General features: G+C 67.9%; 11 protein-coding genes. 1 reads left to right on the top strand and 10 read right to left on the bottom strand.

Translation table 11 applies throughout. The features are described from left to right. Positions 1 to 5: 5 nt before the first annotated feature. The 5 genes from PKA16_RS07295 to PKA16_RS07275 all read right to left on the bottom strand — a co-directional run bounded on the left by PKA16_RS07295 (position 6) and on the right by PKA16_RS07275 (position 6,714). Positions 6 to 1,760, bottom strand: coding sequence for a thiamine pyrophosphate-binding protein (locus PKA16_RS07295; RefSeq protein ID WP_324401826.1), 1,755 nt, complete (start codon positions 1,758 to 1,760; stop codon positions 6 to 8). 412 nt (positions 1,761 to 2,172) lie between these two features. Continuing rightward, entirely contained in the window at positions 2,173 to 3,861 is a 1,689-nt protein-coding gene (locus PKA16_RS07290) for a methylmalonyl-CoA mutase family protein (protein ID WP_324401824.1), read from the bottom strand. Then, complete coding sequence (meaB, locus tag PKA16_RS07285; RefSeq protein ID WP_324401822.1) at positions 3,848 to 4,831, bottom strand: methylmalonyl Co-A mutase-associated GTPase MeaB; 984 nt, start codon at positions 4,829 to 4,831, stop codon at positions 3,848 to 3,850. Before meaB ends, PKA16_RS07290 begins: the two co-directional genes overlap by 14 nt. Positions 4,832 to 4,847: 16 nt before the next feature. Then, a complete protein-coding gene (locus PKA16_RS07280; RefSeq protein ID WP_324401820.1) occupies positions 4,848 to 6,281 on the bottom strand; it encodes an AMP-binding protein in 1,434 nt (477 codons plus the stop codon). A 22-nt stretch (positions 6,282 to 6,303) separates the two neighbouring features. After that, the gene (locus tag PKA16_RS07275; RefSeq protein WP_324401818.1) at positions 6,304 to 6,714 is read right to left on the bottom strand and encodes a cobalamin B12-binding domain-containing protein; all 411 of its coding nucleotides are present in this window, start codon (positions 6,712 to 6,714) and stop codon (positions 6,304 to 6,306) included. 435 nt (positions 6,715 to 7,149) lie between these two features. Here PKA16_RS07275 and PKA16_RS07270 point away from each other — a divergent pair, with 435 nt between their 5' ends. Further along, positions 7,150 to 7,803: a GntR family transcriptional regulator gene (locus tag PKA16_RS07270; RefSeq protein ID WP_324401816.1), complete on the top strand. Its 654-nt coding sequence runs from the start codon at positions 7,150 to 7,152 to the stop codon at positions 7,801 to 7,803. A 117-nt stretch (positions 7,804 to 7,920) separates the two neighbouring features. Here PKA16_RS07270 and PKA16_RS07265 read toward each other — a convergent pair whose 3' ends face one another. From PKA16_RS07265 to PKA16_RS07245, 5 genes are all read right to left on the bottom strand, one after another. Further along, positions 7,921 to 9,285 (bottom strand): TRAP transporter large permease subunit, encoded by a 1,365-nt coding sequence (locus PKA16_RS07265; protein WP_324401815.1) that lies wholly within the window; start codon positions 9,283 to 9,285, stop codon positions 7,921 to 7,923. A gap of 3 nt (positions 9,286 to 9,288) precedes the next feature. After that, the gene (locus tag PKA16_RS07260) at positions 9,289 to 10,440 is read right to left on the bottom strand and encodes a TRAP transporter small permease subunit (RefSeq protein WP_324401813.1); all 1,152 of its coding nucleotides are present in this window, start codon (positions 10,438 to 10,440) and stop codon (positions 9,289 to 9,291) included. 223 nt (positions 10,441 to 10,663) lie between these two features. Continuing rightward, positions 10,664 to 11,782 carry a TRAP transporter substrate-binding protein DctP gene (gene dctP, locus PKA16_RS07255; RefSeq protein ID WP_324401812.1) on the bottom strand — a complete coding sequence of 373 codons (1,119 nt, stop codon included), beginning with the start codon at positions 11,780 to 11,782 and terminating at the stop codon, positions 10,664 to 10,666. Positions 11,783 to 12,068: 286 nt separating this feature from the next. Next, positions 12,069 to 12,983 carry a site-specific tyrosine recombinase XerD gene (xerD, locus tag PKA16_RS07250; RefSeq protein WP_324401811.1) on the bottom strand — a complete coding sequence of 305 codons (915 nt, stop codon included), beginning with the start codon at positions 12,981 to 12,983 and terminating at the stop codon, positions 12,069 to 12,071. A 37-nt stretch (positions 12,984 to 13,020) separates the two neighbouring features. Beyond that, positions 13,021 to 13,983 carry a tripartite tricarboxylate transporter substrate binding protein BugE gene (locus tag PKA16_RS07245; RefSeq protein ID WP_324401810.1) on the bottom strand — a complete coding sequence of 321 codons (963 nt, stop codon included), beginning with the start codon at positions 13,981 to 13,983 and terminating at the stop codon, positions 13,021 to 13,023. Between the last annotated feature and the right edge of the window lie 32 nt (positions 13,984 to 14,015).

The following is a 14,015-nucleotide window of genomic DNA, read 5'->3' as shown; positions in this document are numbered from 1 at the left end:
CCGGGTCAGGTTTGCACGCCGGCATCCGCCGCGCGCCATTGGCGCTCGGCCTCGTCCCAGGCGGCCAGGGGCTGCAGGTCGGGCACCCAGGCCAGGCCGGTCTTGGCGTCCGAGGACTTGGGTTCGCTACTCACCAGCACATCGAGCAACGCGGGGCGGCCCGTCGCCACCGCGGCCAGCGCGCGCTCGAGTGCCGCCGCCAGGTCGGCGCCACGCTCGACGCGCTCGCCATGCGCCCCGAAGGCACGCGCCATGGCGGCATGATCGGCGTGCTGCAGGCGCGTGCCGACGACCTTGCCGTGCGTGTCATGCTGGTCGTGCACCTCGATCTGCCAGGCACCGTTGTTGGCCACCACCACCAGCAGGGGCACGCCATGGCGCACGGCGGTGTCGATTTCCATGGCGTTGAAGCCAAAGGCGCCGTCGCCGGTCAGCACCGCCACCCGCCGCTCCGGACAGGCCAGCGCGGCGCCAATGCCAAACGACGTGCCAATCCCGATGCAGCCCAGCGGCCCCGGGTCCAGGTAGGTGCCGCAGCGCATGCCGACCCGGGCGAAGGCGAGGAAATCGCCGCCGTCGGCCACGACCACCGCGTCCTCGCCGATGGCGCGCTGTACCTCGGCCAGCAGGCGGTTCGGGTGCATGCGGCCGTCGGCGCCGTCCGGCGCGCCGGCCATGCTCGCCGCCAGCCGGGCCGAGCGCTCGGCGTGTCCGGTGCGCAGGCGCTCGCGCCAGGCCGCATCGACCGCGGGCGTGCGTCCCTGCCCGGCCGCGACCAGGGCCTGCAGCGCCTGGCGCGGATCGGCCAGCAACTCGACCTCGCCGCGGCGGTTGTCGCGCAGCTCGGCGGCATTGTCGGCAATGCGCAGCCAGCGCGCGGCGCCGAACACGGCGGGCGAGCCGTAGGCGAGCTGGAAATCGAGCTTGCGCCCCAGCGTGATCACCAGGTCCGCATCGCCCATGACGCTGCCGCGCATGGCGTTCACCAGCGCCGGGTGATCGTCGGGCAGCACGCCCTTGCACTCCCCCGTGTCCAGAAACAGCGCCTGCGTGGCGGCCAGGAATGCGTCCAGCTCCGCCCGCGCGCCGCGCGCGCCGCGGCCGCCGATCACGAGCGGGCGCCGCGCCTGCCAGATCAGGTCGGTGGCCCGCGCCAGCGCCGCCGCGTCGACACCGACCGCGGCGCGCGGGCCGGGCTGCAGGTATTCGGGCAACTGCATGGGCCCGGGCACCTCGGCGCGCAGCGTGTCGGTGGGAAAGTCCAAAAAGACCGGGCCGGGCTCGCCGCCCAGGTCGCCGCGCGCCAGGCTCCAGGCTTCGTCCAGGCTTTGCACCACCTGCGCCGGCTCGTGCACGGTGCGCGCCAGCCGCGTGACGCCGCGCACCATGCCCACGTGGTCCAGGTCCTGCAAGGCGCCGCGGTACAACTGCGGCCGCGGCGGCACGCCCGACAGCACCAGCACCGGCGCGCGCGCCACGTGGGCATTGGCGATGCCGGTGAGTGCGTTGGTCACGCCCGGCCCGGCAGTCACCAGCGCGACCCCGGGCCGGCCGCTCAGTTCGCCATGGGCGTGTGCCATGTAGACCGCCGCCCGCTCGTCGCGCACATCGACGATCCGGATACCCGCCGCGTCCAGCGCCATCCAGATCGGCATGATGTGTCCGCCACACAGGCCGAACACGCGATCCACGCCGCGCGCCTTGAGCATGCGCGCGATCACGGCGGCGGCGCTGTTTGCGCCAAGGGGAGTCGGGGCCATCATCGTTCTCCTGTTCTCTTCGGTTCGGGCGTCGCGGGCCGGCGGCGCCAGGCCATTGCGAGCCTCCGGGCTGACCAGCAATCGGTTGCCATCGGCTGGGTTCCCTGGCGTGACACACCTGCCTTCCTCAAGCCAGCCGATGTGACGCCGGATGCGGTGCACGACTTCGTCGGGCAATCGCGCGGCAACCCTGAGGCAGTAGTCTTCATAGGGCGCGCAGCGCGGTGCATCGAGCCGGTGCAGGACCAGGTATCGATGCAGCGCCAGCTTGTCGTGTCCCTTGCACACGCTGTCGGCGAGCAGGCGTTCCGCCGCCGAAGCGTTTGAATTGCGGTGGATTTCGGCTTTAAGTTCGCGCACTTGCGCACGCGACAGCCGGCCGGAATCCGCCGCCATGGGTACCCCCCGAACCTCAGAAGACCGGCGTCTCGCGGTACGTGCCCCAGATCGTCTTGAGCTTCTCGACGATGTCACCCATCGTGGCGCCGGCCTTGACCAGCTCGATGGTGACCGGCATCACGTTCTGCGACTCATCCTGGGCAATCGTCACCAGCCGGTCGAGCAGCGCCTGCACCCGGACCTCGTCGCGCTCGGCGCGCACCCGGCGCGTGCGGGCGATCTGGCGCTCGGCGGTGGTGGGGTCGTACGGATGGATTGCGATCTCGGGGTCTGCCTCGTCCTGGACGAAGCGGTTCACCCCGATCACCGGCTTCTCGCCCGACTGCTTGCGCAGCGCCGTCTCGTAGGCGAAGTCGGCCATCTGCTTCTGGAACCAGCCCTGCTCGATCAGCCTGATGGCGCCGCCCTCGGCCTGGACTTCATCCAGGATCTCGAAGATCTTCTTCTCGTACTCGGTGGTCAGGGCCTCGACGTAGTAGCTGCCCCCCAGCGGATCGATCACGTCCGTGACGCCGGTTTCCTCGGCGAGGACCTGCTGCGTGCGCAGCGCCATGCGCATGGCGTCCTCGGTCGGGATTGCGAAGGCCTCGTCGTAGCCGTTGGTGTGCAGCGACTGCGCGCCACCCAGCACCCCCGACAGCGCCTGCAGCGCGGTGCGCACGACGTTGACCATGTACTGTGGCTTGGTCAGCGTGGCCGCGGCGGTCTGGCAGTGGAAGCGCAGCCGCATCGATTCCGGATTCCTGGCGCCGAAGCGCTCCTTCATGATCTTCGCGTAGCAGCGGCGCAGCGCCCGGAACTTGGCCACCTCCTCGAAGAAGTCGCCCTGCGAGACGAAGAAGAAGGCCAGGCGCGGCGCGAACTCGTCGACGTGCATGCCGGTCTTGGTCACCTCTTCCACGTAGGTCACCAGGTTGGCGAGCGTGAACGCGGCCTCGTGCAGGGGCGATCCACCGGCCTCGCTGATGTGGTAGCCGGAGATGTTGATCGGGTTGTAGCGCTTCAGGTTGCTGGCGCTGTAGGTGATGATGTCGCGCACGATGCGCACCGACGGCGCGATCGGATAGATGTACTCCTTCTGCGCCATGTACTCCTTCAGGATGTCGGCCTGCACCGTGCCCGACAGCTTGTTCAGGTCGTAGCCGCGCTTCTCGGCCAGCGCCACGTACATCGCCAGCAGGATCCAGGCCGTCGGGTTGATGGTGAGCGAGACCGAGATCTTCTCCAGATCGATGTCGGCGAGCAGTGCCTCCATGTCGGCCAGGGTGTCGATGGAGACGCCCATGCGCCCGACTTCGCCGTCGCTCATCGGGTGGTCGGAATCGTAGCCCATCAGCGTGGGCATGTCGAAGTCGGTGGAGATGCCGGTCTGGCCCTGCTCGATCAGGTACTTGAAGCGCTTGTTGGTGTCCTCGCCGGTGCCGAAACCGGCGATCTGGCGCATGGTCCAGGTGCGGCTGCGGTACATCGTCGGATAGGGGCCGCGCGTGAACGGGTAGCGGCCCGGCAGCCCGATGTCCTCGATCGGCGTGTCGGCGATGTCGGCGGCCGTATAGGTGCGCTTCACCGGAAAGTCACCAAGGGTGTGGAACTGCTCCCGGCGCTCGGGTGCCTTCTTCAGGAAGGCGGCAACTTCGTTGCGCTCCCAGTCCTGGCGTTCCGCCTGGAGCTGGTCTTTCTTCCTCGGGTCAAGCCAGGTCATTTGCATACTCCTTCTGGATCGTCTGGGTGATCAGTTCGCGCGCGGCGGCGTAGGGGTCGAAGGCCCGATTGGCGAGCCGATCGGCCAGCGGCGGGGAGAAGGCCCGCGCACCGATGCCGAAACGCTCGAGCAGCAGCGTCTCGGCCGTCTTCTGCAGACGAAACTCGGCCACGCGGCGTCGGCGTTCGGCGCCCTGGCCGGAAGCCGCCATCGCGGCACGGTGCGCGGCGATGCGGTCGAGCAGTTCGTCGATGCCCTGCCCGGTGTAGGAGCTGACGCCCACCACCGGAATCGTCCACGCGCGTCGGGTGCCCGCCATCGCCTCCAGCGCCAGCATGCGCTTGAGGTCGGTGAGCGTGCGGCCGGCGTCGTCGCGGTCGCACTTGCTGACCACGTGGATGTCGGCGATCTCCAGCACGCCGGCCTTGATCGCCTGGATTTCATCGCCCAGGCCCGGGGCCGAGACCACCACGGTGGTGTCGGAGGCGTGCGCGATCTCCACCTCGTCCTGGCCAACCCCGACGGTTTCCACCACGATGGTGTGGTAGCCGGCGACGTCCATCAGATCGGCGGCATCCAGCGCTGCGCGCGCCATGCCCCCGGTGGCACCGCGCGTGGCCATGCTGCGGATGTAGACGTTGGGGTCGTTGGCCACCTCGGTCATGCGGATGCGATCGCCCAGAATCGCGCCGCCGGAATAGGGACTCGACGGGTCGATGGCGACGATGCCGAGCTTCTCGCCACGTTCGCGCAGCGCCGCCGCCAGCTTGCCCACCAGGGTCGACTTGCCGCTGCCGGGCACGCCGGTGAGTCCGATGATCTGCGCCGAACCGGCGCTGCGGTAGACCTCGGCCAGGGTCGGGCGCACCTCGGCGACGCCGGCCTCGGCGCGCGAGATCAGCCGGCCCAGGGCCCAGGTATTGCCCGCGCGCATTTGCTCGAGCAGCACGGAGGAAGGTATGTAGCTCATGGCGAACTCGCTTCGCTCAGGGCCTGCCCTGGAGCGTCTGGTTGAGGGTGCGGAACACCGCGCGGTCGTCGATCACGCGCCGCGCCTTGAAGTCGGTGCGCGGGATCGAGTGGGGTGCCACCAGTTCCACCCTGGCCCGGATGCCCAGCATGGTCTGCACCCGGTGCGAGACCTCGGCGCGAAACGCTTCCAGCGGGCCCGCACCCGCGGCCTGCACGCCCTCGCTGGGCTCGACGCGCAGCAGCAGTTCGTCCATCGCCTGCTCGCGCGTGATCACGATGCGGTGCTCGCCGCCGTAATCTGCCATCTGATTCAGCGCGGCGTCGATCTCGCTCGGATAGATGTTCTCGCCGCGGATCGTGAACATGTCGTCGATGCGTCCGAAAATGCCCTGTGGCAGGCGCGGGTAGGTGCGTCCGCACGGCGTCTCGTCATTCGTCCACAGCGTCAGGTCGCCCGACAGCAGGCGGATCATCGGTTGGCTGGTGCGCTCCAGGTGGGTGTAGACCGGCGTCCCGCGCTGGCCATAGGGCACGCGCAGCATGGTCTCGGGATCGCAGACTTCGGTGTAGATGATGTCCTGCCAGCACAGCATGCCCTCGTGGCTCTGCTCGCTGCCGGCGACGTTCATGAAGGGTGACATTTCGGCCATCGAGCCGCAGTCGTAGACCCGGGCTCCGTAGATCTCCTCGATGCGATCGCGCACGCCCGGCACCGAGGCGCCCGGCTCGCCGCTGAAGAACAGGCACTTGAGCCCGAAGTCGCGCGGGTTCAGTCTTTCCTCGCGCGCCACTTCGGCCAGATGGATCGCATAGCTGGGCGTGCCATAGAAGGCCGCCGGCTTCATGGTCGCCAGCCACTGCACCAGGCGCGCACTCATGCCCGGCGCGCCGGCGCCGAACGGAAACGCCTTCGCGCGCAGGCGCTCGGCGCCCGCCAGCGCGCCCCAGCTTCCCATGTAGAGGCTGAAAACCGCGGCGATGCAGATCAGGTCACCAGGCCGCATGCCCATGCCCCACATGATGCGGGCGTGGGCGTTGGCGATGGCGCGCCAGTCGGCGCGGCTGATGCCGAACGCGGTCGGACGCCCCGTCGTTCCGCTGGTTCCGTGAACATGGAAGATCTCGGAATCGGGCACGCAGACATAGTCGCCGAAAGGCGGATGCTGCGCCTGCGAGGCGCGCAGATCCGCCTTGGTCACCACCGGCACGCGCGACTCGAAATCCTCCAGCGACCGGAGCTGGTCGGGATGGAAGCCGGCCTGCTCCCAGTGGCGGCGGTAGAACGGCGCGTGCTTCCAGGCGTGGTTGCACACCTGCTGCAGGCGCGCGAGGATCGCCTGGTCGCGCTCGGCCGCCGGCATGGTCTCGCGCCGCGGAAACCAGTAGCGACTGCCTGCCGGCGGCAGATAGTCCTCGTCGTAGGCGACGGGAAACTCCCACTCTTCCATGGCCTGTCTCCTGCTTCCGGCTTCAGCGCTCGCCGCGCTCGGCGACCATGGTGCGGATCGAATCGACGATGACCTGGGGCGGCGTGTCCTGCAGCAGCACTTCGCGCACGCCCATGGCGCGGATCGCCTCGACGTCGTCATCCGGCATGACGCCGCCCGCCATCACGATCATGTCCCTGGCGCCCTTTTCGTCCAGCAGCTTGAACAGCTTGGGGAACACCGTCAGTTGCACGCCCGACAGCAGACTGACGCCCAGCACGTCGACGTCCTCCTGCACTGCCGCGTTGACGATCTCCTCGGGGGTGCGGTGCAGGCCGGAATAAATTACATCCATGCCGGCGTCGCGCAATGCGCGCGCGACGACCTTGACGCCACGGTCGTGTCCATCGAGGCCGACCTTGGCTAACAGTACGCGAATCGGGGCTTGGTGCATGGCAGCAGTCTTCCTGTGGTGGTTGAGAGGTCGATTCCTGAATTTATCGTATACGGTATTCGGCATTCATTAACTAGGGGATTCCCTGATCTCAGGCAATAATCTTGGAAATGGCAGTTGGATATGCTTGTCAGTGTCGTGCTGGGTGCGCCAGGCAAAGGGAGCATTGCGGCTTCAAGGGCGCCTGCGCGCCCTTGGACGGCGCGAACGGGGTGCTGCCTCTGGCCGCACCCCGCCCTGCAAGGGTGAGGACGCCGCGCGCGCCCCTGTGCGTCAGGGTGCGCAACGCCGCACGGCGCGGTCAACGCGGCGCTGGTGGGTGCATGGCGCGCTCACCTGGCAGGCGAACGCCCAGGAAGGCGAGGAAGTCAATATCCATTCAGATTTTGAGACGTTCACAAGCGGTCAACCGCCGCCTCCAGCTTAATTCGCAACATGTTCCTTGATTCCGTCGAGCGCCCTCGCTCCCTGGTCGACCAGGTCTACGAACGCGTCCTGGACGCGATCTGCATGGGCACGCTGATGCCCGGCGAAGCCGTGCGGCAGGATGAATTGGCCGAGACCATGCACGTGTCGCGCCAGCCAGTGCTGATCGCCCTGGGCCAACTCAAGCGCCAGGGCTTCCTGGAAGCCCGCGGCCGGCGCGGCCTCCAGGTGGCTCCGATCGACCGCTCGCGCTTCGATGCCATCTACGAGCTGCGTTCCGCGCTGGACCCGCTGGCAGCCGCTCTGGCGGCTGCGCGCGCCACCCCGAAGCAGGTGATCACGGGCCGAGCCCTGGTGGACCACGGGCGCAAGGTGGCGGCGCTGGGCGACGCCCACGCCACCTTGCAGGCGGACGTGGAGTTCCATCGCTGGATCTACCGCACCAGCCGCAATCCCCTCGTGCTGCAGATGATGGAGACCCAGTGGCACCACCTGCGCCGCTCCATGAGCGAGGTGCTGCGGCATCGCGACCTGGCGCGCGACGTCTGGAACGAGCATGCCGCGATCGTCGAGGCGATCGCGCGCGGCGACGGCGAGGCCGCCGCCCGCCTGACGCGCGCGCATGTCACCACGGCACACACCCGCGTCGGTGCGCTCCTGTGACGCGCTTTCGCGTGCGCGCGCTGCGGGCGCAGCGCGGTCTCGCTGCGCCGCGATGAAGCACTGGCGGCGCCGGGCCGACGCCCGCCACGCGCCGCCGTCACCGCCCCAGGATCGGCTTCACTTGTAGAACAGTCCCGGCAGCCACAGGATGATCTGCGGGAAGATGATGCAGAGAGTCAGGCCCAGCGCCTGCAGGAGCAGGAACGGGATCGCCGACTGGAAGATCATCGCCAGCGAGATTTCGGGCGGCGTCACGCTCTTCAGGTAGAAGAGCGAATAGCCGAATGGCGGACTGAGAAACGCCATCTGCATGTTCACCATGAAGATCACGCCATACCACAGCCCGACCTTCTCGGCCGGCACGCCGGCCAGGCCGAACACCCCATCGAAGGCCAGGCTGGCCATGATCGGCAGGAAGATCGGCACCGTCAGCAGCAGGATGCCGACCCAGTCGAGGAACATGCCGAGCAGGATCAGGATCAGCATCATCACGAACAGGACGCCGTAGGCCGACAGGCCGGTGCCGAGGATCAGGTCCGCCACGAAGGTCTGGCCGCCCTTGACGATGAAGAAGCCGACGAAGATGGTGGCGCCAAAGAAGATCCACATCACCATTGCCGTGGCCTTGAGCGTGGCCAGCGCCGCGTCCTGGATCGCGGCCCAGGTCAGCCGCCGGTGCAGCGCGCTCACGAACAATGCGCCGAAGGTGCCGATGCCGGCCGCCTCGACCGGCGTCGCGACACCGAAGAAGATCACTCCCAGCACCAGGATGATCAACAGCACGGGCGTGATGGTCGAGCGCAGCAGCCGCATCTTCTCGCGCATGTCGACGCGCTCCTCGATGGGCAGCGCGGGCCCCAGCGCCGGATTCATGTAGGCGCGGATGGTGATGTAACCGACGTACAGGCCCGCCAGCAGCAGCCCCGGGAACACCGAGCCGGCGAGCATCTCGCCGAGCGATTGCTGCGCCACCACCGCGTACACGATGGCCATCACCGACGGCGGGATCAGGATGCCGAGCGTGCCGCCGGCCAGCAAGGCGCCGCAAGCCAGCTTGGGGTCGTATTTCTTGCGCAGCATGGCCGGCAGCGCGATCATGCCCATGGTGATCTCGGTCGCGCCGACCACGCCCACCATGGCGGCCAGCACCGTGCAGGCCACCACGGTGGCCGAAGCCAGTCCGCCCTTCAACCCACCGAGCCACTTGTAGATGACGTCGAACAGTTCCTCGATGATCCCCGCCTTCTCCAGCATCGCCGCCATGAAGATGAACAACGGGACCGCCGAGAGCTGGTAGTCCGTCATGAACGGGAACACGCGCGAAGGCAGCATGTTCAGGATCGCCGGCGACCCGAACACGTAGAGGAAGATGACGCCCAGCGAGCCGGTGCAGAAGGCCATCGGCAGGCCCAGCAGCAGCAGGATGCCGAGCGAGCCGAAAAGCAGCAGGCTCAGCCATTCGATGCTTAGTTCGAGCCCCATGGTTCAGACCTCCTGCGCCGTGACCACGGGAATGCGTCCGATCAGCACGCCGATGTCGCGCGCCAGGCGCGCGATGCCCTGCAGCACGATCAGCAGCGCGCCGATCGGCAGCATCAGCTTCACGGGCCAGTACTGGATGCCCCATTCGGTGAACGAGGTCTCGCCCACGCCCACCGAATCCATGGCAAAGCGCCAGCCGGTGACCAGCAGGGTGATGGTGAAGATGAAGAAGAACACCGAGGTCAGCACGTCGCACGCCGCCTTGCCGCGCGGCGACAGCCGGGTGTAGAGGATGTCGACCCGCACGTGCGAATCGTCGCGGTAGCCGTAGGCACCGCACAAGGCATACTGCATACCAAACATCAGGAACATGCTTTCGTGGACCCAGTTGGTGGGCGAGTTCAGTACGTAACGCGCCAGCACCTCGTAGTAGTAAAGGAAGACGGCGAGGATCGCCCAGTAGGACACGTACTCCCCGATCCAGCCGTTCATGGAATCGATCCAGCGCGTCGCCGCCGGGTAGCCGCGGCGCAGCGCAGCGTCCTTGGCCGCGACGTTGGAGCCCGGGTCGACGGCGCCGATATCCGTGGGAGCCGCCGCCTGCGCACCCATCTCGATGGCGCGGCGCTTGCGCACCAGGCCCGGCAGCAGGAAGGCGTCGATCAGCAGCAGCACCCCGATCACGCCGCCCGTGCCGGTGATGACATTGCGCCAGTAGGCCATGTCGCCCTCCGCCGCATCGTGCCCGGCCTTCGCCTGCCGCGCCGTGGCGCGCAGCTGCTCGAGTTCGGCTGCGTCGACGCTGGCGGCGTCCGCGTCAACGCGCTTCTGCGCGCGCTCCAGCGCCGTCGTGGCCTTCAGGGCTTCGGCGCGCGTGCGCGAGACGTTCTCGCGCTCCTCGTGGATATGGCCGTTCGCATACAGAATGCCGACGAACAGGGCCACAAAAACGAACCCCCAGAGATTGCGCAGGTAAAAGCGGTGCAATCCGAGGAAGCCCGAGCACAACCAGAACAGGTAGGCCAGGAACTTCGACGGACGTGGCCCCGGACCGCGGCGCTCCTGGCGGCGCACCAGCCACATCGCGACCAACGGGAAGACGATCAAGCCCGACCAATACAGCCAGTGGGGCAGGACAAAAGTCAAGGCAGGCATGGGATGCTCGCTCCAGCAAGCCGCTCGGCTCGCGCCGTTCTCTTGCAGACAGGAAGAACCGACGGCGCGCCGCAGGGCACGCACGCGGGACGCCGAGTGGCGTGGGTGGACAAGGATCGATCGGGTGTGAGCGGATCGTGCCAGCGGGTGGCGCGACCCTGGCGGAGGCCGCGCTGCCCATTCCACAGCACGGCCGCCTCAGGGGAGGACTGTGGATGCTGCGTCAGGTATTGAGCTTCTCGCCCTTGTACATGTCGGGCGTCACGTAGCCGAAGGCGGGCGACTCCATGATCTCGAGTTGCTGCTTGAAGACCCGGGTCGCGTCCTTGTCCTTGTTGGCCCACTTGAACCAGATCGGCACCGCGATGCGCTGGAACTTCTCCAGGTCATCGGCGCCGAGTCGGTTGATCTCGATGCCGGCCGCGATGAACTTCGGGAAGGCTTCCATGTCAGCCTTCTGGATCGCCGCATGGTGTTGCACCGAATAGGCCTCGGTCTCGAGTTCGAGGAACTGCTTCATCTTGGGCGACAGCGCGTTCCAGTGGTTCATGCCGACGGCGAAGTCCATCAGGTCGACCGGCTGGTAGATGCACTCCAGTCCGGGTGGGCCCATGGTGATGTACTTGGTCACCTGCTGCAGGCCGAGCGCCCAGTTGACGGCAGCGCCGGTGTAGTCGGCCGCGTCCACGGTGCCCTTTTCGAGCGCAGAGAACACCTCGCCGCCCGGCAGCAGGGTGGTGCGCGCGCCGGCCGCGGCGAAGCCCTCGGCGATCATGCCGCCCGGCACGCGCAGCTTCAGGCCCTGGAAGTCCTCGATGGAGCGAATCGGCTTCTTCGAGTGGATCAGGTTGGGCCCGTGGTGGATGCGGTTGACGTAGTACAGGCCCTGCTTGGCGTAGATCTCGCGCGCCATCTTCAGGCCATCACGGCCGTAGAAGAAGACGTCCCACTCATGCGGGTAGCGCAGGCCCATCAGGTAGGAACTGAGAAAGGCCGCCGCGGGCATCTTGCCGACCCAGTAGACGGTGAACGAGTTCATCGCCTCGAGCACGCCGTTCTTGACGCCGTCGAGCAGTTCGAAGTCGCCCACCACTTCCTTTGCCGCGAAGCCCTTGAACTCGAGTTCGCCGCCGGTCTTCTCCTTGATCGAGTCACACCAGGCGCGGAAGGTGTCGAGACCGACTCCGGCCGGCCAGGAAGTCTGGACCTTCCAGGTTGTGGTCTTGCCCGCCTGTGCATTGGCGATGAACGGAGCTGCCAGTGCCGCAGTCCCGCCAGCTGCCGCGGCGCCGATGAATCCGCGCCGTGAACGATCTTGGGGGCTCTTTGTCTCTGTCGTCATTATCTCCAGTTCCTTCTTTGGATGATTGCAGGACGCGGGACGCACGAGCAGCAGGCTTGCGCCTTCAACTCATCCCGGCAACCCATGACTTCCTGCCAGGGCGAATGCCAGCGTATAGAGCCTGTTACCGAGTGTCAACCAAGGGATTTCCCACCCTCGGGTGGCCTGGGCGACCCCCCGCGCACAGCGTGTGGCCACAGGGCGCAACCGCAGGCGCAACCTTCGCACGCGGCCAGCGCATCGAGGCGCCGCAGATCCCCGCAGCCGGACGCCACCGCAGCAGGCTTCAGCCGCGCGGATGATGCTGCGCGTGCAGGTCCTTCAGCCGCTCGCGCGCGACGTGGGTGTAGATGGTGGTGGTGGAGATATCGGCGTGGCCGAGCAGCATCTGCACGGCGCGCAGGTCGGCGCCGTGGTTGAGCAGGTGGGTGGCGAAGGCGTGGCGCAGCGTGTGCGGCGACAGCGGCGTGCCGATGCCGGCTTGCCGCGCGTAGCGCCGGACGAGGTTCCAGAACATCACGCGTGACATCGCCGTGCCGGGCGTGCGGCCGGCGCCGGTGACGAACAGGGCCTCGCTCTGGCGCGCGCCCAGGATCGCCGGCCGCGCTTCGGCCAGATAGCGCTCCAGCCAGCGACGCGCCACCTGGCCGAAAGGCACCAGGCGCTCCTTGCTGCCCTTGCCGAGCACGCGCAGCGCGCCGGCGTTCAGGTCGACCTGAAATGTCTTCAGCCCCACCAGCTCGCTCACGCGCAGGCCGCTGGCATACATCAGCTCCAGCATGGTGCGGTCACGCAGGCCCAGCGGCGTGTCGGCGTCGGGCGCCGCCAGCAAGGCGTCGACCTGCGCCTCGCTGAGGGTGCCTGGCACGCGCAGCGGCTGCCGGGCGGCGAGCAGCCTGAGCGTCGGATCGGCGTCGATCAGGCGCTCGCGCAGGGCCCAGCGGAAATAGCGCTTGAACACCGTCAGGCGCCGGTTCGCCGAGGTCGCACGTGAACTGGCGCGAACCGCGAAATACGCCAGCAGATGGTGCTCCTGCGACTGCAGCGGCAGCAGGCCATGGGCCTCGCGCAGCCAGCGCGCGTACAACTCCAGGTCGCGCCGATAGGCGGCCAGCGTGTTGGGCGCCAGGCCGTCCTCCAGCCACAGCGCATCGATGAAGACGTCGATGGCGGTCTCTCCGGGCGCGGCGTTGCCGGTCATGGCACGCGCTGGCCGCTGCGGCGCGCGGGGCGCAACCTCAGAGACTCAGCTTCTGGCGCTTGACGACCTCGCGGTAGACCGCCAGTTCGTCGCGGATCAGCTGTCCGAATTGCGCCGGCGTGCCGCCGTTGATGACCGAGCCGGTTTCCTCGATGCGCTTCTTCACCGCCGGCTCCTGCAACACCTTGAGCGCTGCCGCGTTGAGCGTGTCGACGATCTCGACCGGCGTGCCCCTGGGCGCCAGGATGCCGTAGTAGGCCATGCGGTTGACCGGCTCGAACCCGACCTCGGCGAACGTCGGCGTGTCGGGCAGTTCCTTCAGCCGCTCGGGCGCCGTCACCGCGATCGCCACCAGCTTGCCGCTCTTGATGAAGGGCAGCGCCGAGGGCACGTTGTCCAGGATCATCGGCACCTGGCCGCCCACCACGTCGTTCAGCGCGGGCCCGGCACCCCGATATGGGATATGCGTGATGAACACGCCCGCCAGGCTCTTGAACAACTCCATCTGCAGGTGGCCGATGCTGCCCGTGCCCGGCGTCGCATACGAATACTTGCCCGGCTCGCGCTTGAGCAGTGCCATGAAATCCTGGAAATTTCGCGCCGGGAACCCTGCCCCCACCGCCAGCACGTTGGGCGTGGCGGCCAGGTTGACCACTGGTGCGAAGTCGCTGACCGGATCGTAGCCCAGCTTCGGGTTGATGGCCGGGTTGGCCGCCGTGGTCGAGGCCGTGCCCATGCCCAGGGTGTAGCCGTCCGGCGCCGCGCGCGCCAGTTCCTGCGCACCGATCGCGCCGCCGGCGCCGGCCTTGTTCTCGACCACCACCGGGCGTCCCAGCGCCTTCGCCAGCGGCTCGGCCACCACGCGCGCGACGATGTCCGTCGTGCCGCCGGGCGCGAACGGAACGATCAGCCGGATCGGCTTGCTGGGATAGGCCTGGGCCCAGGCGGTACCACTGGCCAGGGTGGTGGCGGCCAAGGCGATCCAGTGTCGACGTTGCATGTTCATGGGGTTCCTCGGGAAACGGACGCAGC

The organism is Ottowia sp., assembly GCF_035325765.1.
In the GTDB taxonomy this organism is placed as follows: Bacteria; Pseudomonadota; Gammaproteobacteria; order Burkholderiales; family Burkholderiaceae_C; genus Ottowia.
Note: the sequence above shows the minus strand (reverse complement) of the source record. Positions and strands in the feature narration are given on the sequence as shown.